This is a genomic window from Neisseria sp. CCUG12390 (genome assembly GCF_047837985.1).
Taxonomy (GTDB): Bacteria; Pseudomonadota; Gammaproteobacteria; order Burkholderiales; family Neisseriaceae; genus Neisseria.
Genome location: NZ_CP181244.1, coordinates 2,154,776 through 2,178,651 on the forward strand (window position 1 = coordinate 2,154,776; position 23,876 = coordinate 2,178,651).

The following is a 23,876-nucleotide window of genomic DNA, read 5'->3' on the forward strand; positions in this document are numbered from 1 at the left end:
TGATACTCACCATAAAACATTTTCCTGCCAATTTCGTATAGAATGCCGTTATTATGGAAAAAATCAACGGCAACTTAATCTTTATCGGACTGATGGGCGCAGGAAAAACCACTTTGGGCAAACACATCGCCCAAATGCTCGACCGCCCTTTCTACGACAGCGACCATGAAATATGCGTCGCTTCCGGCGTTTCTATCCCCACCATTTTCGAGATGGAAGGCGAACAGGGCTTCCGTGACCGTGAAAGCAATATGCTCAAAAAATTGTGTGCTCTGGAAAACATTGTATTATCGACCGGAGGCGGCGCGCCCCTGCGTGAAGAAAACCGCAAATGCTTGAGAGAACACGGTACGGTTGTCTATCTGCATACCCGTCCCGAAATCCTGCTGGAACGCACCCGATACGACACTAACCGCCCGTTGCTGCAGGTTGAAGATCCGTTGGCCAAGCTGCAAGAGCTTTACGACATCCGCGACCGCATCTACCGCGAAACCGCGCATCTGGTCATCGAATCGGAAAATTATCAAAAAACCGTCAACCGTCTGCTCAATGTCCTTCAAGCCGGTTGAGACCAATGACCATCCCATGTCAGAGGCCGTCTGAAAACAGAGTTCCTTCATGTCTTTCAGACGGCCTTTAACGCAGACAGACCCCATTAGGAACCATCATGTACACCCTGAGCGTCCAAACCCCTTCGCATCAATACCCGATTTTCATCGGCCAAAACCTGTTGGTGCAAGCCGATGAATTGCTGCGGCCTTACCTGACCAACAAAGCCGCTGTCATTACCAATGAAACCGTTGCCCCGCTTTATTTGGAAAGTTTTCAGACGGCCTTGGACAAACTCGGCATTGCGCATTTCAGCATCATTCTTCCCGACGGTGAAGAACATAAAAACTGGCAAACTTTAAACCTGATTTTCGACGGTCTCATGCAAAACCGCGCCGAGCGCAAAACCACCTTAATCGCACTCGGCGGCGGCGTCATCGGCGACATGGTCGGTTTTGCCGCCGCAACCTACCAGCGCGGCGCGCCGTTTATCCAAGTGCCCACTACCCTGTTGAGCCAAGTCGATTCTTCCGTCGGCGGTAAAACGGCCATCAACCACCCTTTAGGCAAAAACATGATCGGCGCGTTTTACCAGCCGCAAGCCGTACTCGCCGACTTAAATACGCTGCACACCCTGCCGCAGCGCGAATTGTCCGCAGGTATGGCTGAAGTCATTAAATACGGCGCGCTCGGAGACATCGATTTCTTTGCCTGGCTGGAACAAAACATGTCCGATTTAATGGCACAACATCCCGAAAAACTCGCTCAAGCGGTTTACCACTGCTGCAAAATGAAAGCCGGCATCGTGGCGCAGGACGAAACCGAACAAGGCATCCGCGCATGGCTGAATTTGGGCCACACATTCGGCCACGCCATCGAAGCCGAAATGGGCTACGGCGTTTGGCTGCACGGCGAAGCTGTGGCCGCCGGAATGGTATTGGCGGCGCGCTTGTCTGAGCAGCTGGGCAAAACCACCGCAGCCGACACCCGGCGCATCGCCGCACTGCTCGAGGCCGCCAAACTGCCGTCCGCACCGCCGAAGTTTGCGTTTGAAAAATGGATCGGACACATGAGCCACGACAAAAAAGTCAGCAGCGGCGTGATGCGTTTTATCGGTTTGAACCGTTTAGGCGAAGCCAATATCACGGAAATTACCGATATGGCTGTCCTGGAGCGCACGTTGCAGCCTTATTTGTAGAAACCGGATGGCGTCAGCAAAAGGCCGTCTGAAACCATTTCTTCATTAAAAAACGTGACGGACAGCAAACTTTCAGACGGCCTCAGACTTTGCAAAACCTGATTCAAGCCTGAAAACCAATGTCCGTCATTAGCTGCACAGGGGAAGCTAGCGGACTTGCGCAGCTGATGACGGATTAGAGATTTCTGAATATTTTCGGGTTTTGCAAAGGCCTCGGGATAAAATCATACCGGCATTCATTTAACCCAAATCAGAATGAAGCCGGACTGAAACCCCGGACTGCACCCATGTCTTTTCAGACGGCCTCAAACCACATGCCCATTCACGCTGACCATCACACCGCAAAACTATTGAAAACCCTTTTCCGATATACCATAATTCAAGCATCCCGTTCTTATCATAAAGGTTTTACCCCATGTGCCAACTGCTCGGCATGAACTGCAACACCCCCACCGACATCACGTTCTCGTTTGAAGGTTTCAGACGGCGCGGCGGCATTACCGACCACCATGCCGACGGTTTCGGCATCGGTTTTTTCGAAGACAAAGGCGTGCGCCTGTTTCATGACGACAAACCGAGCGCAAATTCGCCGGTGGCGGACTTGGTGCGCGACTACCCCATCAAGTCGGAAAACGTCATTGCCCACATCCGCAAAGCCTCACAGGGACAGACCTCTCTGGCCAACACCCACCCTTTCGTACGCGAAATGTGGGGCGAATACTGGCTGTTTGCCCACAACGGCCATCTGATTGATTTTTCACCGGAACAAGGCGGATTTTACCGTGCCGTCGGCTGCACCGATTCGGAACGCGCATTCTGCTATATTCTCAACAGCCTGCGTCGGCAGTTTGAAGAAAAGCCCGACGAAGCCGCTTTATTTACCGCCGTCAGCGAACTGACCCACGAAATCCGCGCCTACGGCCTGTTTAATTTTGTCATGTCCAACGGCGACTGCCTGTTTGCCCACGCCAGCACGCTCCTGCACTATATCGTGCGCAAAGCGCCGTTCGGCAAAGCCCGTTTGTTGGACGACGACGTAACCGTCGATTTTGCCGAAGTCACCACCCCCGACGACAAAGTCGCCGTCATCGCCACCCTGCCCCTGACCCGTGACGAAACTTGGCATCAGTTGGCAGTCAACGAATTGGTGATGTTCCGGCAGGGCGACATCGTCCGTTCGGACAAACCACATACCTCGCTTTATATGAGCGTCGAAGAAGGCTTGGCATTGGCGCGGGCGGTCGGCGTATCCTGCTGAAATCGTGCCTCAGTCTCGGTGTACACCCGAAATCTTTTTTCTAAAATATTTTTCAGACGGCCTGGTCATGGTGTGCACTCGCTGCCCACGCGGTTTTATTCTGTCGGTTCCGTCCATAAAATCAGGCCGTCTGAAACCCTTACCGTTTCAGACGGCCTGATTTGATTTCCGCTATACGGGCATACGGCTATCAGTTACAATAACTATTTACAAACAAACGATTTAGCTGCATATGAAATGTCCGTTCTGCCAACACGCCAACACACAGGTTACCGACTCGCGCCTGCTGGAAGAAACCAACAGCATCCGCCGCCGCCGCCGCTGCGTGTCTTGCGGACAGCGTTTCAGCACTTTCGAAACCGTTGAAATGCGTATGCCGCAAGTGTTGAAAACCAACGGCAGCCGCGTCAATTTCAATCCCCACAAACTCCACACCAGCCTTTCCCGCGCCCTGCACAAACGCCCGGTTTCTCCTGAAAAAATCGACGAAACCGTTGCGCTGATTGAGCAGCGGCTTTACCAACTGGGCAGAAAGGAAGTCCCTTCCCAACTGGTCGGCGAAATGGCGATGGAAGAATTGGCCAAAATCGACCAAGTGGCCTATGTACGGTTTGCGTCGGTTTATAAGAGTTTTAAAGATGTTTCGGAATTCACCCAGGCGATTGCCACCCTACCGCAATCGCCGCAAGCCAAATAAGGCCGTCTGAAACCGCCGCACAGCCCTGCCCGGACAATGAGCACACATGTCATGAACACAAAAATTTTATGGTCTATTCCCGTTTTCCTCATCCTGAGCGCATGCAGCAAAGTCAACGACACGCCTGCCGAAGCGGCTTCCGCAGTTTCCGAAGCCCCGGCAGCCTCCGCTCCGGCCAAACAGGAAAACACGATACAGACGCTCAACAGCCAAGACGGTAAAATCCGTATCGTGATTGAAAACGGCCGCTTCGCCGATATTATCGGAGACAAAAGCTGGCATCCCGACGGCATCGCCGCTGACGAACTGACCCTGTTGCAGCGTGATCCCTCGTCCGACATTACCCTCTACGCCGGCAATTTGGGCAAGGCCAAAACCGATGCGAAAGCCTATTTTTCCCATCTGAAAGAAGCCCTTCAGTCGGCTCCGGGCATGACTGACATGCGCGTCGGCATCGCCACCGACAACCGCATGAATTATCAATTTTCACAAACCGATGCAGACGGCGGCACACTCTCCGAAAATTGCATTGCCATTCACGAAACCGATATTTATACCGTATGCGCCAGTTCGCCCACCGCTTCGGCCGAGCAGCTGGCTGTTGTCTTAAAAGACGTCAATCTTGTCAAATAAAAAGGCCGTCTGAAAACATGTTTAGCGAAACAGATACTCTGATGATGCAAAACGCCCTTGCCCTTGCCCGGTTGGGGCGTTTTTCCACCTCACCCAATCCCCGTGTCGGCTGCGTGATTGCACACGGCGGGCAAATCGTCGGCCAAGGCTATCATGTCAAAGCAGGCGAACCGCACGCCGAAGTACACGCTTTGCGTCAGGCCGGCAACATGGCAAAAGGGGCAACGGCCTATGTCACGCTTGAGCCTTGCAGCCATTACGGACGCACTCCGCCCTGCGCCAAAGCCTTGATCGAAAGTGGTGTCACGCGCGTCGTGGCTGCCATGACCGACCCCAATCCGTTGGTGGCGGGAAAAGGTTTGGCGATGCTGGCCGAAGCAGGCATTCAAACCCAGAGCGGTCTGCTCGAACAGGAAGCGCGCGAACTCAACCGCGGTTTCCTGTCACGCATCGAACGCAAGCGGCCTTATGTGCGGCTCAAATGCGCCACCAGCTTGGACGGCAAAACCGCGCTTTCAGACGGCCAAAGCCAATGGATAACCGGCGAAGCAGCAAGAAACGATGTGCAGCAGATGCGCGCCGAAAGCTGCGCCGTATTGACCGGAATCGGCACGGTCTTGGCCGATAATCCGCGTTTGAACGTACGCGCTTTTCCTACCCTGCGCCAGCCTGTCCGCGTGGTTTTGGACAGCCGACTGCAAACCCCGTCGGACAGCCATCTGGTTTCAGACGGCCTCAGTCCGACGCTGATTGTCACCTTGGTCGAAGACGAAACGCGTTGGCAGCCTTATCTGGCTTATCCGCATATCGACATCATCAGGCCGTCTGAAAATCACCGGCGCATTGATTTGAACCACCTTTTGGAAATGCTGGCTGCAAGAGGCATCGGCGAATTGATGGTGGAAGCCGGTGCCACGCTTAACACTGCCTTTCTCCAAGCGGACTTGGCCGATGAAATCGTGCTCTACCAATCGCCGAAAATTTTGGGCAATCCCGGAAAATCTCTGTTTGAAACGGCGGAAAATCCGGACGCACTGAAGCACCCTCCGGCATGGCTTACCCGCAGCGTGGAACAGTTGGGTCCGGATATCAAATGGACGTTGATTCGTTAAAAAACGTTAAATTGCAATCGACGCAAAACAACCGGAAGGATTAGATAACCAATACTGCGGTGTAAACATTATCCCTCATAAAAAAATTCCATCCGGTTATACTCAAATTAATTGGCCTTATGACTAAAAAATGTTAATAAACGCAAACAAGTTTGAATTTTATTTTTCAGAAACAGACACGCCCTTCAGTCGATAAAAACAATTTATCCATTAAATATCATATATCTATAATCATTTATTCCATTATGTTATACCTAATGGTTTTCAATAATCATGGAATGGCCGGATAACTCCATTCTCTCCCGACAAAACTTTTTCAGAAAAAAAGAATCTTAGAAAAGCTTATGTTCGCTTTGCCTGCGAATCTTTAAAACCGTAAAGCCGACCCGCCTTCTCGCAAACCGTGCCGTATGACGGCAAAACAGGTCACGAAAGCCGTTTCGGACATCGGTTTTATTACCCGTTTCTATCACTTACATGAGAATTATCATGAAAAATATCACCATCCAAAAATTTGCCGATAAAACTGCAAAAATCGGTATCGTCGGTTTGGGTTATGTCGGTCTGCCGCTGATGCTGCGTTATGTCGACATCGGCTATCAAGTCGTGGGTTTTGACATTGACGAAACCAAAGTCAGCAAACTCAACAAAGGCGAAAGCTATATCGAGCATATCCCGTCTGAGAAAATCGCCGCCGCCAGCCAATCCCTGTTTGAAGCAACCACCGATTTTTCCCGCATCGGCGAAGTGGAAGCCATCATCCTCTGCGTTCCCACCCCGCTCAACAAATACCGCGAACCGGACATCAGCTATGTCATAGACACCACCGATGCCGTCAAACCGTACTTGCGCGCAGGCCAAGTATTGTCTTTGGAATCGACCACCTACCCCGGCACCACCGAAGAAGAATTGCTGCCGCGCATGGAAGAAGGCGGTCTGAAAGTCGGTGAAAACGTATTCTTGGTTTATTCGCCCGAGCGCGAAGATCCGGGCAACCCCAATTTTGAAACCCGTACCATTCCCAAAGTCATCGGCGGACACACGCCTGCGTGTCTGGAAGTGGGCATCGCGCTGTACCAACCCGCCATCGATAAAGTCGTACCGGTGAGCAGCACCAAAGCCGCCGAATTGACCAAACTGCTGGAAAACATCCACCGCGCCGTCAATATCGGCCTGGTAAATGAAATGAAAATCGTCGCCGATAAAATGGACATCGACATTCACGAAGTCATTGCCGCGGCAGCAACCAAACCGTTCGGCTTCGTTGCCTACTATCCCGGCCCCGGCTTGGGCGGCCACTGCATCCCGATCGATCCGTTCTACCTGACTTGGAAAGCGCGCGAATATGGCGTCAATACCCGCTTTATCGAGTTGGCGGGCGAAGTCAATTCATACATGCCGGACTATGTCATCCAAAAAGTCGGCTTGGGCTTAAACGAGCACAACCGTTCCATCAAAGACAGCAAAATCCTGATTTTAGGCATTGCTTACAAGAAAAACGTCGACGATATGCGCGAAAGCCCGTCGGTGGAAGTGATGGACCGTTTGCAGAAACTGGGCGCGCAAATCTCTTATGCCGACCCGCACGTTGCCGAATTTCCGCATATTCCCGGCCACCACTACTTCGATTTGAAGAGCGAAGCCCTGACACCGGAAAACATCGCACGCTTTGATTGCGTGGTGCTCACCACCGACCACGACAAATTCGATTATGAAATGATTGCCGAACACGCGAAATTAATCGTGGATACGCGCGGCAAATTCTCTGTAAAAAATCCGAAAGTCATCAAAGCGTAATCCAAAGGCTGGCTGGTTGTCATCCAGCCGGCTTTCTTGGGCGGTTTGTCTTTTCAGACGGCCCAAGAAAGCTGAAAAACTGCTGACAGACTGATATGATGTCTAAATAGCAGAAAATTTCGGCCAAGGCACAGCGAGGCCGTCTGAAACGGTTATTTTATGAACGCACGCAAAATTTTAGGTTATGCACTGGGGCCTGTCGGCAGTGCTGCATTCGGGCTGGTTTCCCTGCCGTTAATCTCATGGTATTTCCCTGCCGACGACATCGGGCGTATTGTGTTTCTGCAAACCGTATCAGGCCTGATTATTCTGGTTTTGGGCTTAGGTCTCGATCAGGCATATATCCGGGACTATTATGAAGCGGACAATAAAGCTTCTTTGTTTAAGTCTCTGGCAACACTGCCGTTTTTACTGGTTACACTCGGCTCTGCGGCTATTGCATGGTGGAATCCAGCATGGCCGTCCGGTTTGGTATTCGATTTGGCCGACGGCACTTTGGGCTTGTTGTTTCTGCTCTTTTTAAGCACTGCCCTATTTGCCAGGTTTCTGTCGCTGATTTTGCGTATGCAGGAAAAGGCTTTTGCATTTTCAATCAGCCAACTGATACCGAAATTTTTTATTCTGGCTTTTGTGTTGCTTTTTGTCGCACTCGGTCTCCCCAAAAATACATTCGGATTGGTCGTGTCTTATACCGCCGCTCAGTTTGTCACGGTCATGATTTTGGTTTACCAAACCCGGAGGGAGCTGAAATCGGCGGCTCAAGTCCCTTGGTCGAAAGAATCTTATGATAAAGCCTTGCGCTACGGCCTGCCCTTGGCATTCGGTAATCTGGCTTATTGGGGATTTACATCGGTAGACCGCTTTGTTTTGAAAGAAATGGCCAGCCTCGAAGAATTGGGGATTTACTCGATGGCCGTCAATTTCGGCGCGGTTGCGCTGATCTTCCAAAGCATTTTTTCCACCATTTGGGCACCGATGGTGTTCAAATGGGTAAAGGATAACGAAAATTTAGACAAAATCGGTCACATTGCCGTCTCGATGACCGTATTAATCAGCGCGATAGTCTGTATCGTCGGTATTTTTTCGCCGGTGGTGACATGGATTCTGCCGCCGAAATATGAACCGGTTCAGTTTATTCTGCTCTCCAGCCTGTTGTTTCCGCTGTTTTATACGCTCACCGAGGTCAGCGGCATCGGTTTAAACGTGATTAAGAAAACATGGGTCATTACGGTCATTAATTTTTTGTGCCTGGCCGTAAATCTGACGCTCTTGAGATTTCTGGTTCCTGCACTGGGAGCCAAAGGCGCGGCAATCGCCAGTGCGGTGTCGTTCTGCGTATTCTTCATCATTAAAACGGAGCTTTCTTCCAAACTCTGGCAGCAAATGCCCCGTCTGAAACTGTATACCAACGCCGTTTTCTGTTTGGCGGTGTGTATCGGTTACACTTATTTCGGCACCCGGAGCAATTATTTTATTTTTGCGCTGATTTGGGCAGCCGGTTTGGCCGGACTGGTTTTCTTCCACAAGAACCAATTGTCGGCTGCGTTGAATACGGTAAAAAACAGATTGAAGAAATAACCCTTAAGCATCAAACGGTGTTCGCGGCAGACAATCATCCGGATGATTTCGTGTACACCGTATTTAGGAATGAATGTGAAAATAAAAGCACTAAAAATCTATACCGCTCTTTTCTACCTGATGATTTTTTCATACATGCTGGGGCCTGCGCTGTCGTATCGTGTCGGCATTCCCCGCATTGACAACCCATTGACGGTGTTCATCGTTTTGGCTACGGCCGTTATTGCGGTATTTGAAGCAAAACGTATTCCGAGAAACGTGTTTTATACTTTATCGGCCGTATTCGTCATGGCTTATTGGGGCGGAATTCATCTTTGGATTTCAACGCTTTCGCGCATCCAATTTATGGATACGCTGTTTTTCCTTTCTCTGCCGAGCCTGTTTTACCTTTTATATTTAATCATCAGCAGACATGAAGAACCTTTGGTCTTTATCCGCCGGACATTAATATTCTTTGTGGCATGTATGGTCATTCCGCCGGTTATCGAAGTAGCGACAGGGTTTCAATTCGTACAGTCCAACGAAGTATTGGCGGTCGACTCGGGGATTATCAAAGGCTTTTTCTTCAATCCCAATAACTTGGGAACCGCCGCACTGTGTTTCGCACCTGCGGTGTTGCTGTTTTTTAATGTGGACGCGCGACCGAAAGACAAAATCATAGGATGGCTGCTGTTTTTATCCTTAGGAGCCGTGATTTTTGCCAGCGCATCGCGAACGGCGACGCTTTGCTACATTATTCTGTTTTTATTGAATTTGATTTACCGAAACAATGCGGTCATTACGGCTTTGATGCTTTTAATCAGCGGTATCGTGCTGTCTCTGATTCCCAAAGAGTGGATTGGAAACTTTTTATTGTCTCTCAACGAAAACGTATTCCTGGAAAACATTTCCTCCCGTCTGTATCTGTTTCTTTTTGATTTGGAAAGCGACAATTCGGTGGGATACCGGCAGGAAATCTACAATTATTTCTGGAACAATCCGCCGCTTTTGCTGTATGGCTACGGACCGAAAAATTTCCGCGAATATTTTGCCGGACATCTGAGCGGCAGTTTGGGATTTGAAAATCCGCACAGCTTCATCATCGAGCTGTATTTGGGCTTCGGTATCATTTCCCTGTTGGCTTTTGCGGCTTATGTGCTGTACTACATGCTGCAAACCGTTGCGAGCGGCGGTTTGCGTTCCAAACAAAAATTCATCGCATGGCTGGCGATGGGACTGTTTTTATTGGCGGGCTTTATTCCGTCGACCATTTTCAGGATGCCGTTTATTTGGTTCCCCTGCTTTATGATATTTATTTACAGCACGCTGCCCTTATTCAGTAAAAAATATGCGGCTGCCTGATTGGTCAAAATAGACAAAGAAGAAACGATTATGACGAAAAAAATTGTTTTAACCTCTGCGATGGACGGACTCGGCGGCACTGAAAACGCCACCTTCCGTTTAGGCCGCTTACTGAAAGCGCGCGGCCACGACATCATTTTGGCCTCTTCAGACGGCCCTTTGATTAAAGAGGCAAAGGAACTCGGCATCCGTTGGTTTCCCATCGATTTTTACCAAGGCGGAAAAGCCGGATATATCAAAGCGATGTTCGCCTACATGAAGATGCTGCGGCAGGAAAAACCCGATGTGGTTCACTGCCAAATGGCGCGTATCGTCCCTGCCTGCGCCGTTGCCGCCAAAATCGCATCGCCGAAAACCAAGGTGTTCTACCACGCCCGCGGCCTTGACCCGCAAACCTATCCGAAAATCGCCAAATTATTCGACAAATTGGGCGTGTACATCATCGGCAACTGCAAACACGAGCAGCAGAAACTCATCCGCCACGGCTTCCCTGCCGAACGCGTTACCTATACCTATAACGCCTTGCACAAGGTGGATTATGTGCCTGAAAAAACGCAGAAAGACTATGTCATGCTGGGTACTTTGTCGCGTTTGGATACTGTGCGCGCCGTTCATCTGATGCTGGATATTTTCAAAAAAATGATCGACCGCGGCCTGCCTGTCCGCCTGAACATCGCCGGCATCGGCGAAGAAATGGAAAACCTGAAAGCACAGGCCGAGCGTTTGCAGATTGACGACAAAGTAACGTTTCTCGGCGGCGTGCGCGACTTGACCGGCTATTTCAAGGAAGTCGACATTCTGGTCAACACACCCCACTGCATCGGCGATCACGGCGCGGGCGTGGGCAACAACATTTTGGAATCAGGCTTATACGACACACCCGTCGTTACTTACGACATGGCCGGCATTTCCGAAATGGTCATCAACGGTCAAACCGGTTTCTGCATTCCGTTCGGCGACGAAGAACAGTTTATCGGCGCTGTGGAACAATTGGTTCACAACCCGGCTTTGCGCCAGCAAATCGGCAAAGCATTGCACGAACACGTCGCCCGCCTGTGTTCCGATGACGAAATCTACCGCACCACCATGGCTGCTTATGACATGTAAGGCCGTCTGAAAAATGAAGATTACCATCGTCGCCCCTTACTGCTCCTTACCGACCGAACCGCATTTCAACCGCTTTTGGTATTTGGCGGAACTGCTGGCGCAAAAGCATGACGTATTGCTGATTACCAGTAATTTCAAGCACTACGACAAATCTTTCAGACGGCCTCAAGATGCCGAAACCGCTTCTCAAGGCCGTCTGAGAGTGATGCTGCTGGAAGAGCGCGGCTACCGGAAAAACGTTTCGGTCGCACGCCTGCAAAGCCATCATGTCTTTGTGAAGAATTTGGAAAAATGGCTCGAAAACCAAAAAAACGGCAACATCGATTTGGTTTATTCCGCCTATCCCTTCATCGCCAGCAACCTGGTTTTGGGGAAATTCAAGCAGCGGTTGGGATACAAAATGGTTATCGACGTGCAGGACGTGTGGCCGGAATCTTTCTCTGCCGTGCTGCCTTTCATGAAGAAAATCGGCCACCGGAATTTTCCGTTTGCCGCACGCGCCGACAAAGCGTATGCCTATGCAGACGGTTTGGTGGCGGTTTCCGAATCCTACCTGCGGCGGGCGCGTGAGGCCAATCCCGATGCGCCGGGCGAAGTGGTGTTTATCGGCGCCGACTTCGAGGCGTTGGAATCGGCACCTGCCAAACAGTTCGACCCGACCGCAACGCGCTTTTTTTACTTGGGCACATTGAGTTTCAGCTACGACATGGAAACCGTCTGCAAAGGCATCCGCCAATTGGCGGACGAAGGTCTGAATGTAGAGCTGCACGTCATGGGCGGCGGCCCGGATTTGGAGAAACTCAAACAATATGAAAGCAAAGCCATCCGCTTTTACGGCTATATCCCTTACACCGAAATGATGTCGGTGGCCAAAGGATGCGATATTGCGGTCAACCCCATCCACGCCCATTCGGCCGCTTCGATTACCAACAAACTTTCGGACTACATGGCTTTGCAGAAACCTGTGTTAAACAGCCAGATTCATCCCGAAGTCGCCGAAGTTTTGACGCTGGTTCCGCATGAAAACTATGAGTCAGGTAATGTGAAGGATTTTGTGCGTGCGGCCAAAGCCCTCCTGAATCAGAAAAACGGTTCCGTACAATCCGAAGAAATCATCCGCCGCTTCAAGCGGGATGTTTCCTACCGAAAAATCGTCAACCTTATTGAAAGATTGGGTAATGAAAAAACTGATTAAACGGCTGTTCGACATCACCGCTTCGGCAGCCGGCCTGATTATTTTGTCGCCGGTATTCCTGATTCTGATTTATCTGATTAGGAAAAATCTGGGTTCACCCGTCTTTTTCACCCAAGAGCGGCCGGGTGAAAACGGCAGGCCGTTCAAAATGATTAAATTCCGCTCGATGCGCGATGCGGTCGATTCAGACGGCAACCCCCTGCCCGACAGCGAGCGTCTGACCCCGTTCGGCCGCAAGCTGCGCGCCACCAGTTTGGACGAACTACCCGAGCTTTGGAATGTCTTAAAAGGAGACATGAGTCTGGTCGGTCCGAGACCGCTTTTGATGCGCTATCTGCCCTTGTACAACGACTTTCAAAACCGCCGCCACGAAATGAAGCCCGGGGTAACCGGCTGGGCGCAGGTCAACGGCCGCAATGCTCTGTCATGGGACGAAAAGTTTGCCCACGACGTTTGGTATATCGACAACTTCAGTCTTTGGCTGGACATTAAAATTTTGTTTTTAACCGTTAAAAAAGTATTTATCAAAGAGGGCATTTCCGCAGAAGGAGAAGCCACCATGCCGTTTTTCACAGGAAATGACACCGATGAAAAAAAATAATGTTCTGATTTTGTCCGCCGGCCGCCGCGTCGAGCTGGTTCAGGATTTCAAAACGGAAGCCGCCAAGTTTTCAGACGGCATCAAGGTATTGACCACGGATATGTTCCCGCACATGTCTTCGGCCTGCCATGTTTCAGACGGCTCTTTTGCCGTACCCGCCATTAAAGCGGACGACTACATCGACAGCATTTTCCGAATCGCCGTCGACAACCATGTCGGTCTGATTATTCCGACCATCGATACCGAATTGCAGAAGCTGGCGGACGCACGCCTGCGTTTCCAAGAGGCCGGTATCCACATCATTGTGTCCGACAGCGAACTGATCGCCCTTTGCCGCGACAAGCGCAAAACAGCCGACCTGTTCGCCCGATACGGCATTCAGTCGCCTGAAATTTACGACCGCCATAATCTGACGCTGCCCTGCTTTGTCAAACCTTACGACGGCAGCCGCGCCATCGGTGCGAAACGGATCGATACTCAGGCGGACATTTCCGACGACATGATGGCCGATCCCAAACTGATGTTCTGCCAACTGATTGACATCGTGAATGAATTTAAAGAATTCACCGTCGATATGTATTACGACAATCAAGGCCGTCTGAAATGCGTGATTCCTCGCGAACGCTTGGAAGTGCGTACCGGCGAAGTGAGCAAAGGCATTACCCGCCGAAATAGTCTGTATGACGTATTGGTGGAGAAAATGGCCGTTTTGGAAGGCACGCGCGGCTGCATTACGGCGCAGTTTTTCTACAACGACAAAACCGGAGAATTTTACAGCGTCGAAATCAATCCGCGCTTCGGCGGCGGTTTCCCTTTGACCTATGCGGCCGGCGGCAACTATCCGGGCTGGCTGATTCGGGAATATCTGACAGGTCAGGAAATTCCGTTTTTCGACCAATGGGAAAACAACCTGATGATGCTGCGTTACGATGCCAAGGTGCTGGTTCATGAAAACCGTTAATCCTGCGGATACCGTATTGGTTTTTGACTTAGACGATACTTTGTATTCGGAATACGAATACAAAGTATCCGGTATCCGTGCCGTCATACGGGCGATTGCCGCGCTCTACCCTGAGTACGACGCAGACAGTTTGGAATCGGCAGTGAATTTTCAGGACAACGGCTGGTTGGATGCCCTTTGCCGGTTATGCCGTCTGAACGAATCGGAAAAGCAGTCACTATTGTGGCAATACCGTTTGCACCAACCCGTTATCCGCCCTTATTTGGACAAGGAATCACTGGCTGACCTGACGCGGCACTTTGCCGCAACCGCCCTGATTACCGACGGCCGGAGCATGACCCAACGCCTGAAACTGCAGGCTCTGGACTTAGCGGATTTGTTTGACGACATTCTGATTTCGGAATCATACCAATCAGAAAAACCCGCTGCGGAACGCTTCGTTCATCTTCAGGATAAGTATGGCGCAAAGCGTGAATTTATTTATGTCGGCGACAACATCAAAAAAGACTTTGTCACCCCAAAAGCAATGGGCTGGCTGACCGTCGGGCTGAAACCGTCGGCACAAAACATCCACAGGAATCATCCTGACGATTTTGCCGAAAGCCATCATCCGCATTGTTGGATTGACACTTTAAGCGATTTGCACGGTTTGTTCGACATCTGAGCCGACCGCTTCTGATTTTTAAAAACTTCAAACCTGCCGTTTTGCAGGACAAGGACAAATATCATGCTGAACACCTCTCTCTCTCCGTGGCCGAGCTTCACCCAAGAAGAAGCAGATGCCGTATCGCGCGTCTTGCTGTCGAACAAAGTCAATTATTGGACGGGCAACGAATGCCGCGAATTTGAAAAAGAATTTGCGCAATATATCGGAACCGAATATGCCATTGCGTTGTCAAACGGTACATTGGCGTTGGATGTTGCTTTGAAAGCCATGGGCATCGGTGCGGGCGACGACGTGGTGGTGACTTCACGCACCTTCCTGGCTTCTGCGTCCTCGATTGTGACGGCAGGCGCGAATCCGGTGTTTGCCGATGTGGATTTAAACAGCCAGAACATTACCGCCGAAACCGTCAAGGCCGTCTTAACGCCGAACACCAAAGCCATTATCGTCGTGCATTTGGCCGGCATGCCTGCCGAAATGGACAGCATCATGGCCTTGGCAAAAGAACACAATCTGTGGGTCATCGAAGACTGCGCCCAAGCGCACGGCGCGAAATACAAAGGCAAATCCGTCGGTTCCATCGGTCATGTCGGCGCATGGTCGTTCTGCCAAGACAAAATCATGACCACCGGCGGCGAAGGCGGCATGGTGACCACCAATGACAAAGATTTATGGAACAAAATGTGGTCGTACAAAGACCACGGCAAAAGCTACGATGCCGTTTACCACCGCGAACACGCACCCGGCTTCCGTTGGCTGCACGAGAGCTTCGGTACCAACTGGCGCATGATGGAAATGCAGGCCGTCATCGGCCGCATCCAAACCAAACGCATGCCGGATTGGACGGCCAAACGCCAGGCCAACGCCGCCCTGTTTTCCGAAACATTCGGCAAATTCAAGAGCATCCGCATGGTCGAAGTACCCGACTACATCGAACATGCGCAATACAAATATTATGTTTTCATCAAGCCCGAAAACCTGAAAGACGGCTGGACACGCGACCGCATCATCGATGAACTGAATGCGCGCAAGGTTCCCGCCTACCAAGGCAGCTGCTCTGAAGTTTATTTGGAAAAAGCATTTGACGGCACGCCGTGGCGTCCGAAAGAACGTTTGAAAAACGCGGTCGAATTGGGCGAAACCAGCCTGATGTTTTTGGTACACCCTACCCTGACCGCAGAAGAAATGGCATTCTGCTGCAAAAACATTGAAGCAGTCTTAACGGAAGCAACTGTTTAACATGTCTTTCAGACGGCCTCGCAGCCTGAAGGCCGTCTGAAAACAGATAACCGGCAGCTTATTGATAGAAAATACCAATATGAATTTGGAAACCTTATTAGCCTTGCCGCGCAACATGAAAAAGACGCTTTTCGTCGTTCATGATGTGCTGATGATTTTCATCGCCTTTTGGTTTGCCCAAAGCCTCAAATTCAATTATTCGGACGAATGGCTGAACCCATCCAACTGGCTGGCTTTTGGTGTGACTGCGGTTTTAAGCATCGTCGTCTTTACCCGATTGGGCCTTTACCGTGCGGTGACGCGTTATGTCAGCACGCGCGTACTGGCCTCCGCAGTCATTGGCAGTGCCGTTTCTGCCGCCGTCTTTTTCATCGGGATTTTGATTTTCGAGCAGCGGCTGAGCTTTGCGCTGCCGTTGGTTTACTTTTTGTTTTTAGTGGTTTTGGTGACCAGTTCGCGGATGATTCTGCGCACCATCTTATCCGACAGCCATGCCAAACAGATGACGCCGGTGATTATCTACGGCGCGGGACGTTCGGGGCGGCAGTTGCTGGAAGCCATCAAGCAGGTGCGCGAATACAATGCCGTGGCTTTCGTTGACGACGACAAAAGCATCCAGCGCAGCGTCATTTACGACCTGACTGTTTATTCGCCCGCCGAAATCCAAACCCTAATCGACCGTTACGGCGTTGAAAAAATCCTGTTGGCCATTCCGAGTTCTACCCTTGAAGAGCGCAAAACCATCATCGAGCATTTGGAAAAATACAAATGCGAAGTGCTGACCATCCCGGGCATGAAAGATTTGGTCGACGGCAAAATCAAAGTCAGCTCGCTGAAAAAGATTTCCGTGGTGGATCTGCTGGGACGCGATCCGGTCGAGCCTCATGCCGAGTTGATGCAGGCAGACATCAGCGGCAAAGTCGTCCTAGTGACCGGAGCAGGCGGTTCGATCGGCTCCGAATTGTGCCGTCAAATCCTGCGCTGCCGTCCGGCCAAACTGCTGTTGTTTGAACTGTCCGAGTTTTCTTTATACAGCATCGATAAAGAATTGCGCGAGAAACAGGCTGAATCGGGGACGGACATCGAGGTAGTGCCTTTGCTGGGTTCGGTGCAGAACAAAGAGCGTTTGCTCAGCGTCATGCACGCCTACCGTGTCGAGACCGTTTACCATGCCGCAGCCTACAAACATGTGCCTATGGTGGAATTCAACACCATCGAAGGCATCCAAAACAATATTTTCGGCACTTTGTTCTGCGCACAGGCCGCAGTAGAAGCCCATGTCGATACCTTTGTTTTGATTTCCACCGACAAAGCCGTGCGACCCACCAATACCATGGGTGCCAGCAAACGGATGGCCGAACTCTGCCTGCAGGCCTTAGCCGCCGAACCCGGCCAGCACACGCGTTTCTGCATGGTGCGCTTCGGCAACGTATTGGGTTCGTCGGGTTCTGTGGTGCCGGTATTCGAGAAACAGATTGCCGAAGGCGGCCCGATTACCCTGACGCATGAAGACATTACCCGCTACTTCATGACGATTCCCGAAGCGGCGCAACTGGTGATTCAGGCCGGCGCAATGGGCAAAGGCGGCGATGTATTTGTGCTGGACATGGGCGAATCGGTCAAAATTATCGATTTGGCCAAGCAAATGATCAACCTGAGCGGCTTAAAGATTAAAGATGCGCTTCATCCCGAAGGCGACATCGAAATCAAAATCACCGGCCTGCGTCCGGGCGAGAAACTGTATGAAGAACTCTTAATCGGCGACGAAGTGGAAAAAACCACTCATCCGCGCATCATGACCGCTAACGAAGTGATGCTGCCTTGGGATAACTTACATGACATACTGACCCGGATGGAATCCGCCTGCCGGCAAATGAACCAACCTGCCCTGCGCGCGCTGCTGCTGGAAGCGCCGACAGGTTTTAACCCCAAAGACGATATTTGCGACTTGGTTTGGGCGCAACACCGACAGGCCGTCTGAAAACTTAAAACCGTGTTTACCGGTTTCAGACGGCCTCCCAAACCCTGTTTGAGTTTTACAAGGATATTCCGACACATGAAAAAGCTTACCCTCATCAGCTTGTCATTCATCATTTTCGCCACCGGTTGCAGCACGACGACCATCATCCCCGGTTCGTCGCTGAAAACCAGAAACAAAACCATTGTTTACGGTGAAAACGAAACGGCGGCCGATACGAATTTGAACAGCCGAGTAGCTGTGTTTCCCATTACCTTGAATCTGATTGAACGTATGCGCGAACCGGCCGTCACCGCCCGGCCGAATCAGACGCTGGCACAACAGAAATCAGCTTACCAATACCGCTTCGGCAACGGCGATGTTTTGAACATCATGGTATGGGCGCATGCGGATTTGAATTCCCCCATCCAGCAAAGCAGCCCGCAAGACCATCAGGTCAGCCGCGGCGCATGGGTGGACGAGCGCGGTTATATTTCCTACCCCCTTATCGGCACGATTTATGCCAAGGGCAAAACCATCAATGAACTGCAAAACATCCTGACCTCCCGCTTGCGCCGCTATCTGAAAAACCCGCAAGTGGTGATTAACGTGACCGAATTCCGTTCGCAGCGCGTTTCCGTGGCCGGTGCGGTCAAGCAGGCCGGCCAACTGCCGATTACCAATATACCGATGACCATCTTGGATGCCATCAACCAAGCCGGCGGCATGGCCGAAAATGCCGACACCCAAAACATCAAATGGACGCATAACGGCGTCGACCGCACCGTTTCGCTGCAAAATATGCTGCAATACGGCGATATGTCGCAAAACCATATGCTGAGCAACGGCGACATCGTTTATGTGCCGAACAGCAGCAACAGCAAAGTGTACATTATGGGTGAGGTCGGCCGACAAACCTCCCTCCCCATCGGCAACCACGGTTTGAACCTGACTCAGGCATTGGGTGACGTAGGCGGCATGAACCAAAACTATGCCGACGCAACCGGCGTATTTGTCATCCGCCGTGCGCCGCAGGATTTGGAAAAACCGATTCATGTCTATCAGCTGAACCTGCGTGATGCCACCGCCTATGCCTTAGGCAGCGAATTCAAGCTGCAGCCCGAAGACGTGATTTATGTTACCGCTGCACCGGTTGCCCGTTGGCACCGCGTGGTTTCATTGATTACCAACTCCGTGAGCAACGTCAATACTTTGGATAACACTTTCGGTAATTAATCCGTTTTTTACCGCTGACTGCTTATGTTTAAGAATATTTTAGTCGTCTGCCATGCCAACATCTGCCGATCGCCGACTGCGGAAAGGATTTTGCAGAAAAAGCTGCCCGACCACCGCGTCAGCTCGGCGGGTATCAAGGCTTTGGCGGGAAAAAGCGCTGACCTGCAGGCCATTAAAACCGCGCTCAAGCATGGCATTGTGGTGGCCGGCCATACCGCCCGCCAGCTGACTGCCGAAATGTGCGACGAAGCCGATTTGATTCTGGTGATGGAACCGGAGCAAATCGACAGAGTGGCCGACATTCTTCCGTCGGCGCGCAGTAAAACCATTTTGTTCGGCCAATGGCTGCCTAAAAAAACCGTGCCCGATCCTTTCAACCAAAGCCCGGAAATGTTCGAAGCCGTCTTCCGGCAGCTTGACGAAGCAGCGCAAAGCTGGGAAGAGAAATTGACGGGATCCAGCCTGTGAGAGCCGCCTGCCGTTGTCCGCACTTACTAAGAAATTTATGTTATCTATTTGATTTAGTTTAAAAAAGAAAGTTTTGCAATGACGAAACAGACCCCATCCGCTACGGCCGCCAACGACGATATCGATATCGGCCAACATATGCGCCACCTTTGGACGCACCGGTATAAAATCGCCCTTGCCGTTCTGGCAGGCGGGATACTGGGCGCCGTATACAGCCTGGCTGCCACGCCGGTCTACCGTGCCGATGCCATGCTGGAAATCGAGACCAAGCAAAACCAGATTCTGACCGAAATCAACAGCATCTTTTCAACCGAACCCCTGCCTTCGGACGCAGAACTCGAACTGGTTCAATCCCGTATGGTCTTGGGCAAGACCGTTGACGATTTGCAGCTCGACCAGCAAGTTTCGCCGCAATTTCTGCCTATTGTCGGCAAGCTCATGCATAACTTGAGCGGTGAGGCGAAACCGGAATTGAAGGTTGGCTCGTTCACGGTTCAGGAAGAATGGTTCAACCAACCATTCATATTGACCGTACGCGACAGCAAATCCTTCATACTGACCCTGCCCGACGAGCGTTCTGTGGCAGGCAGCGTCGGCAAACCCGTTCGCATCAACCAAGATACGGTTTTGAAAATCGACCGGATTTTGGCCAACCCGCAACAGGAATTTGTGCTGACCAAATTCTCCCGACCGATGGCGATTCAAAATGTCAAAAGCAAGTTGGCCGTGTTGAGCAAAGGCAAAACCAGCCCGATTATCAACCTGACTTACACCGGCACCAATCCGAAGCAGACCAGCCTCGTCCTGAACAGCATTGCCGATAACTATGTCGCACAAAACCGCGAGCGCGACGTGCAGGTCGCCTCAAGCGGTTTGGCCTTTATCAGTGAAGAGCTGCCCCGTCTGAAAGAAACCCTGCAAGAAGCGGAAAACAAGCTCAATGCCTACCGCCAGAGTTCGGGTTCGCTGGATATTCCTTTGGAATCCAAAGGCGCATTGGAGAGTCTGACCAGCATCGAAACGCAAATCACCAACCTGCGTACCGAAGAAGCAGGTTTGGCCGAACTCTACACGCCGGAGCACCCTTCCTATAAAGCCGTGCTGGACAAACTCGCGGTTTTGGAAAACGCCAAAAACAAAATCAACCAGCAAATCGCCAACCTGCCCAACACCCAGCAGGAAGTCATCCGACTGACCCGCGACGTGGAAACCAATCAGGCGACTTATGTCCAATTATTGAGCAAGCAGCAGGAATTGAACATCATGCGCGCCAGTGCGCAGGGTAACGTACGCGTGATTGACCATGCCTATGTTCCAGAAACACCGATTGCGCCGCGCAAAACGATTATTACCCTGTTAAGCGCATTGGGTGCCGGCACCTTGGCCGCACTCTGGTTGCTGTTGCGCCGTAATGCGTTCAACGGCATCACCTCTTCCGAAGAGGTGGAAGATTTGGATTTGGAAGTGACTGCCCTGGTACCGCATTCGGAGGTTCAGCAAAAACGCGATAAAGCGGCAGACAAATTCAAATCCCTCGGCAAACACCCGAATTATCTGCTGGCCCGGGAAGAAGGCACGGATATGGCGGTGGAAGCCGTCCGCGCCTTACGCACCAATATTTATTTCTCCATGTTGGGCGCACGGAACAACATTTTAATGATTACCGGCGCCGCGCCGGAAGCCGGCAAATCGTTTATCTCCTCCAATTTGGCGGTGGTCATGGCCCAATCGGGCAAGCGCGTGCTGCTGATTGATGCCGATATGCGCAAAGGCTACTTGGAGCAGACATTCGGCTTACAGCCGGAATACGGCCTGAGTGACATCTTGTCCGGCCATGCCTCCGGTGCACAAGCCGTCCAAGCCACCTCGGTTGAAAACTTGAGCTTCATCGGCAACGGCGGCTATCCGAAGAACCCGTCGGAATTGCTGCTGGACAGACGTTTCAACGAACTGCTCGCCTATGCCCGATCGCATTTTGACTATGTGATTATCGACACCCCGCCGGTATTGGCGGTAACCGATGCCTCGATTGTCGGCCAACATGCCGGAACCACACTGTTGGTTGCCCGTTACGGCCATACGACTGCAAAAGAGTTGGACATCAGCACCGACCGACTCAAACAAAGCAACATCGGCATCAAAGGCGTCATCCTCAACGGCATGAAACGCGAACACAACAACAGCCACGATTACTATGCCTATGCCGCTTACGGCTACAGCAACCGCGACAGCGGCAAAAAGTAACGTTGCATCATGTTCAAAGGCCGTCTGAAAATTTTTCAGACGGCCTTTGCTTCATACCATACCTAAAAAACATAACGGATTAACCTAAATCAGATACACCCCCAACGCTATCCCATTTTACAGATCATCCGCCAATGTTATTAACTTTCCGACTTTTCCCTGCCCAAAATCATCGCATCGCCGTAACTGAAAAAACGGTATTCCTGTTCTATCGCATGGCGGTATACCTCACGGATATGCTGCATACCCGACAACGCGCTCACCAGCATCAGCAGCGTCGATTTCGGCAGGTGGAAATTGGTAATCAGGCGGTCGACCACATTGAATTGATAACCCGGCGTAATGAAAATGTCCGTATCTCCCTGCCCCGCTTTCAGACGGCCTGTCTCGCGTGCAGCCGACTCCAAGGCGCGCATGGACGTCGTACCCACCGCCCAAACCCGATTGCCGCGTGCTTTGGCCGCCTCAATCGCGGCCACCGTTTCAGACGGCACATCAAACCATTCGCTGTGCATTTTATGGTCGGCGATATTGTCCACGCGCACCGGCTGGAACGTACCCGCACCGACGTGCAGCGTCACTTCCGCCGTCTCCACACCTTTGGCTTTCAAAGCCGCCAGCAATTCGTCGGTAAAATGCAGGCCGGCCGTCGGCGCGGCAACCGCACCCTGATGCTTGGCGTAAACCGTTTGGTAGCGGCTGTCGTCTTCGTCGTCCGCCGCACGCTCGATATAGGGCGGCAGCGGCAGATGGCCGTTTTGTTCCAATAATTCGTAAACCGTTTTGTCGCTCTCAAAGCGCAGGCAGAACAACTCCCCCTGCCGCTCGACCATCACCGCCCTGATTCCGCCTTCAAACTCCAGCTCCGTCCCCGGCTTCGGCGACTTCGACGAACGCACGTGTGCCAAGGCAGTCTGCCCGTCCAATACGCGCTCGACCAAAGCCTCGATTTTGCCGCCGCTGGCTTTTTGGCCGAACAGCCGTGCCTTCATCACTTTCGTATTGTTAAACACCAATACATCACCGCGTTCAACATAATCCGACAAATCGGCGAATCGTGCGTTCTTTATCGGCATTTCGGGCAACGCAACCAGCAAGCGGCTGCTGCCGCGCACTTCGGGCGGGTGCTGCGCAATCAGTTTCTCGGGCAATTCAAAGTCGAAATCGGAAATATCCATGATTTTTTTCATTATTCAAAACAGCCGTTATTATACGCATGTTTTCTTTTTTCAGACGGCCTGTTTGCCTATAAAACCAACCGATTAGAATATGTACTCTTATTAACAAACCACTCTACCCCCTTATTTCAATTCCCGTCATTTAACGTCAAAACCTGCGTTTTTCGATATTTTGCTAGACATTTTCCTGCAACTTCGGGAAAATAGCTTGGTTAACTGCCGTCTTCAGACGGCCTGTATCCGATTCCCAACCTCCCCGCCATTGCGAAAGCGGCGCGGCAGGAACATCCTATTTTAGTCATACAACCATGCAACAAAACACGGCTGTCTCACAAGCCGCCTCTATAAGGAACCAAAATGGATTTGCGCAAACTGAAAAAACTGATTGATTTGGTTGAAGAATCCGGTATCGCCGAAATCGAAGTCACCGAAGGCGAAGAAAAAGTCCGTATCACCCGCACCACCGCAGCCGCCCAGCCTGTCTATGCCGCTCCGGTACACGCGGCTGCACCTGCTGCTGCGCCTGCTCCGACTGCGGCGCCGGCAGCCGCTCCTGCCGCTGCACCGGCTTCCCGTGATTTGGCCGATGCCCAGAAATCACCGATGGTCGGCACCTTCTACCGCGCCCCCGGCCCGAATGCCAAACCGTTTGTCGAAGTCGGCCAAACCGTAAAAGCCGGCGATACTTTGTGCATTATCGAAGCCATGAAGCTGATGAACGAAATCGAAGCCGAGAAATCGGGCGTCGTCAAAGAAATTCTGGTGGAAAACGGCACTCCTGTCGAATACGGCGAACCGTTGTTTATCATCGAATAATCCGCTTTCAGACGGCCTGATTGGAGACAAAGGCCGTCTGAAACTTT

Annotated in this window: 21 protein-coding genes; 20 read left to right on the forward strand and 1 reads right to left on the reverse strand. The window is 51.5% G+C overall.

Annotated elements, in window-relative coordinates; genetic code table 11:
* The first annotated feature begins 53 nt into the window (after nucleotides 1-53).
* The 19 genes from ACM67E_RS09905 (at nucleotide 54) to ACM67E_RS09995 (ending at nucleotide 21,835) form a co-directional block, all read left to right on the forward strand.
* Nucleotides 54-569 (forward strand): shikimate kinase, encoded by a 516-nt coding sequence (locus ACM67E_RS09905; RefSeq protein ID WP_416191281.1) that lies wholly within the window; start codon nucleotides 54-56, stop codon nucleotides 567-569.
* A 98-nt stretch (nucleotides 570-667) separates the two neighbouring features.
* Nucleotides 668-1,747 (forward strand): 3-dehydroquinate synthase, encoded by a 1,080-nt coding sequence (aroB, locus tag ACM67E_RS09910; RefSeq protein WP_416191282.1) that lies wholly within the window; start codon nucleotides 668-670, stop codon nucleotides 1,745-1,747.
* Between the two features lie 415 nt (nucleotides 1,748-2,162).
* Nucleotides 2,163-3,005, forward strand: coding sequence for a class II glutamine amidotransferase (locus ACM67E_RS09915; protein ID WP_416191283.1), 843 nt, complete (start codon nucleotides 2,163-2,165; stop codon nucleotides 3,003-3,005).
* Between the two features lie 232 nt (nucleotides 3,006-3,237).
* Nucleotides 3,238-3,702, forward strand: coding sequence for a transcriptional regulator NrdR (gene nrdR / locus ACM67E_RS09920; protein ID WP_416191284.1), 465 nt, complete (start codon nucleotides 3,238-3,240; stop codon nucleotides 3,700-3,702).
* 51 nt (nucleotides 3,703-3,753) lie between these two features.
* Nucleotides 3,754-4,335, forward strand: a complete 582-nt coding sequence (locus ACM67E_RS09925; RefSeq protein ID WP_416191285.1) for a cytochrome C — start codon at nucleotides 3,754-3,756, stop codon at nucleotides 4,333-4,335.
* Nucleotides 4,336-4,352: 17 nt separating this feature from the next.
* Complete coding sequence (gene ribD / locus ACM67E_RS09930; RefSeq protein WP_416191286.1) at nucleotides 4,353-5,447, forward strand: bifunctional diaminohydroxyphosphoribosylaminopyrimidine deaminase/5-amino-6-(5-phosphoribosylamino)uracil reductase RibD; 1,095 nt, start codon at nucleotides 4,353-4,355, stop codon at nucleotides 5,445-5,447.
* A 483-nt stretch (nucleotides 5,448-5,930) separates the two neighbouring features.
* On the forward strand, nucleotides 5,931-7,244 hold the full coding sequence (locus ACM67E_RS09935) for a nucleotide sugar dehydrogenase (protein ID WP_416192775.1): 1,314 nt from the start codon (nucleotides 5,931-5,933) through the stop codon (nucleotides 7,242-7,244).
* A gap of 159 nt (nucleotides 7,245-7,403) precedes the next feature.
* Nucleotides 7,404-8,822: a lipopolysaccharide biosynthesis protein gene (locus tag ACM67E_RS09940; RefSeq protein WP_416191287.1), complete on the forward strand. Its 1,419-nt coding sequence runs from the start codon at nucleotides 7,404-7,406 to the stop codon at nucleotides 8,820-8,822.
* A 75-nt stretch (nucleotides 8,823-8,897) separates the two neighbouring features.
* Nucleotides 8,898-10,163: an O-antigen ligase family protein gene (locus tag ACM67E_RS09945; RefSeq protein ID WP_416191288.1), complete on the forward strand. Its 1,266-nt coding sequence runs from the start codon at nucleotides 8,898-8,900 to the stop codon at nucleotides 10,161-10,163.
* Nucleotides 10,164-10,193: 30 nt separating this feature from the next.
* The gene (locus ACM67E_RS09950; protein WP_416191289.1) at nucleotides 10,194-11,270 is read left to right on the forward strand and encodes a glycosyltransferase family 4 protein; all 1,077 of its coding nucleotides are present in this window, start codon (nucleotides 10,194-10,196) and stop codon (nucleotides 11,268-11,270) included.
* A 13-nt stretch (nucleotides 11,271-11,283) separates the two neighbouring features.
* On the forward strand, nucleotides 11,284-12,465 hold the full coding sequence (locus ACM67E_RS09955) for a glycosyltransferase (RefSeq protein WP_416191290.1): 1,182 nt from the start codon (nucleotides 11,284-11,286) through the stop codon (nucleotides 12,463-12,465).
* Nucleotides 12,449-13,066, forward strand: coding sequence for a sugar transferase (locus tag ACM67E_RS09960; protein ID WP_416191291.1), 618 nt, complete (start codon nucleotides 12,449-12,451; stop codon nucleotides 13,064-13,066). The genes ACM67E_RS09955 and ACM67E_RS09960 overlap by 17 nt, the downstream gene beginning before the upstream one ends.
* Nucleotides 13,053-14,027 carry an ATP-grasp domain-containing protein gene (locus ACM67E_RS09965; RefSeq protein WP_416191292.1) on the forward strand — a complete coding sequence of 325 codons (975 nt, stop codon included), beginning with the start codon at nucleotides 13,053-13,055 and terminating at the stop codon, nucleotides 14,025-14,027. Before ACM67E_RS09960 ends, ACM67E_RS09965 begins: the two co-directional genes overlap by 14 nt.
* Nucleotides 14,014-14,691 carry an HAD family hydrolase gene (locus ACM67E_RS09970; protein ID WP_416191293.1) on the forward strand — a complete coding sequence of 226 codons (678 nt, stop codon included), beginning with the start codon at nucleotides 14,014-14,016 and terminating at the stop codon, nucleotides 14,689-14,691. The genes ACM67E_RS09965 and ACM67E_RS09970 overlap by 14 nt, the downstream gene beginning before the upstream one ends.
* Before the next feature lie 63 nt (nucleotides 14,692-14,754).
* Complete coding sequence (locus tag ACM67E_RS09975) at nucleotides 14,755-15,930, forward strand: DegT/DnrJ/EryC1/StrS family aminotransferase (protein ID WP_416191294.1); 1,176 nt, start codon at nucleotides 14,755-14,757, stop codon at nucleotides 15,928-15,930.
* Between the two features lie 79 nt (nucleotides 15,931-16,009).
* Complete coding sequence (locus ACM67E_RS09980; RefSeq protein WP_416191295.1) at nucleotides 16,010-17,911, forward strand: polysaccharide biosynthesis protein; 1,902 nt, start codon at nucleotides 16,010-16,012, stop codon at nucleotides 17,909-17,911.
* Between the two features lie 75 nt (nucleotides 17,912-17,986).
* Nucleotides 17,987-19,123, forward strand: coding sequence for a polysaccharide export protein (locus ACM67E_RS09985; protein WP_416191296.1), 1,137 nt, complete (start codon nucleotides 17,987-17,989; stop codon nucleotides 19,121-19,123).
* A gap of 24 nt (nucleotides 19,124-19,147) precedes the next feature.
* Nucleotides 19,148-19,591: a low molecular weight protein-tyrosine-phosphatase gene (locus ACM67E_RS09990; protein ID WP_416191297.1), complete on the forward strand. Its 444-nt coding sequence runs from the start codon at nucleotides 19,148-19,150 to the stop codon at nucleotides 19,589-19,591.
* Nucleotides 19,592-19,669: 78 nt separating this feature from the next.
* Entirely contained in the window at nucleotides 19,670-21,835 is a 2,166-nt protein-coding gene (locus tag ACM67E_RS09995; RefSeq protein WP_416191298.1) for a polysaccharide biosynthesis tyrosine autokinase, read from the forward strand.
* Nucleotides 21,836-21,975: 140 nt separating this feature from the next.
* On the opposite strand, the gene queA is transcribed toward ACM67E_RS09995, so the two are convergent.
* Nucleotides 21,976-23,013 (reverse strand): tRNA preQ1(34) S-adenosylmethionine ribosyltransferase-isomerase QueA, encoded by a 1,038-nt coding sequence (gene queA, locus ACM67E_RS10000; protein ID WP_416191299.1) that lies wholly within the window; start codon nucleotides 23,011-23,013, stop codon nucleotides 21,976-21,978.
* A gap of 357 nt (nucleotides 23,014-23,370) precedes the next feature.
* Here queA and accB point away from each other — a divergent pair, with 357 nt between their 5' ends.
* The gene (gene accB / locus ACM67E_RS10005) at nucleotides 23,371-23,829 is read left to right on the forward strand and encodes an acetyl-CoA carboxylase biotin carboxyl carrier protein (RefSeq protein WP_416191300.1); all 459 of its coding nucleotides are present in this window, start codon (nucleotides 23,371-23,373) and stop codon (nucleotides 23,827-23,829) included.
* Nucleotides 23,830-23,876: the final 47 nt, after the last annotated feature.

What these genes read in the sequence shown, in the direction of transcription:
- ACM67E_RS09980 (WP_416191295.1), top strand. Translation starts at nt 16,010, where the DNA reads ATGAATTTGGAAACCTTATTAGCCTTGCCGCGCAACATGAAAAAGACG.
- ACM67E_RS09970 (WP_416191293.1), top strand. Translation starts at nt 14,014, where the DNA reads ATGAAAACCGTTAATCCTGCGGATACCGTATTGGTTTTTGACTTAGAC.
- ACM67E_RS09925 (WP_416191285.1), top strand. Translation starts at nt 3,754, where the DNA reads ATGAACACAAAAATTTTATGGTCTATTCCCGTTTTCCTCATCCTGAGC.
- ACM67E_RS09975 (WP_416191294.1), top strand. Translation starts at nt 14,755, where the DNA reads ATGCTGAACACCTCTCTCTCTCCGTGGCCGAGCTTCACCCAAGAAGAA.
- ACM67E_RS09960 (WP_416191291.1), top strand. Translation starts at nt 12,449, where the DNA reads ATGAAAAAACTGATTAAACGGCTGTTCGACATCACCGCTTCGGCAGCC.
- queA (WP_416191299.1), bottom strand. Translation starts at nt 23,013, where the DNA reads ATGGATATTTCCGATTTCGACTTTGAATTGCCCGAGAAACTGATTGCG.
- aroB (WP_416191282.1), top strand. Translation starts at nt 668, where the DNA reads ATGTACACCCTGAGCGTCCAAACCCCTTCGCATCAATACCCGATTTTC.
- ACM67E_RS09955 (WP_416191290.1), top strand. Translation starts at nt 11,284, where the DNA reads ATGAAGATTACCATCGTCGCCCCTTACTGCTCCTTACCGACCGAACCG.
- ribD (WP_416191286.1), top strand. Translation starts at nt 4,353, where the DNA reads ATGTTTAGCGAAACAGATACTCTGATGATGCAAAACGCCCTTGCCCTT.
- nrdR (WP_416191284.1), top strand. Translation starts at nt 3,238, where the DNA reads ATGAAATGTCCGTTCTGCCAACACGCCAACACACAGGTTACCGACTCG.
- ACM67E_RS09995 (WP_416191298.1), top strand. Translation starts at nt 19,670, where the DNA reads ATGACGAAACAGACCCCATCCGCTACGGCCGCCAACGACGATATCGAT.
- ACM67E_RS09990 (WP_416191297.1), top strand. Translation starts at nt 19,148, where the DNA reads ATGTTTAAGAATATTTTAGTCGTCTGCCATGCCAACATCTGCCGATCG.
- ACM67E_RS09915 (WP_416191283.1), top strand. Translation starts at nt 2,163, where the DNA reads ATGTGCCAACTGCTCGGCATGAACTGCAACACCCCCACCGACATCACG.
- ACM67E_RS09965 (WP_416191292.1), top strand. Translation starts at nt 13,053, where the DNA reads ATGAAAAAAAATAATGTTCTGATTTTGTCCGCCGGCCGCCGCGTCGAG.
- ACM67E_RS09905 (WP_416191281.1), top strand. Translation starts at nt 54, where the DNA reads ATGGAAAAAATCAACGGCAACTTAATCTTTATCGGACTGATGGGCGCA.
- accB (WP_416191300.1), top strand. Translation starts at nt 23,371, where the DNA reads ATGGATTTGCGCAAACTGAAAAAACTGATTGATTTGGTTGAAGAATCC.
- ACM67E_RS09950 (WP_416191289.1), top strand. Translation starts at nt 10,194, where the DNA reads ATGACGAAAAAAATTGTTTTAACCTCTGCGATGGACGGACTCGGCGGC.
- ACM67E_RS09940 (WP_416191287.1), top strand. Translation starts at nt 7,404, where the DNA reads ATGAACGCACGCAAAATTTTAGGTTATGCACTGGGGCCTGTCGGCAGT.
- ACM67E_RS09985 (WP_416191296.1), top strand. Translation starts at nt 17,987, where the DNA reads ATGAAAAAGCTTACCCTCATCAGCTTGTCATTCATCATTTTCGCCACC.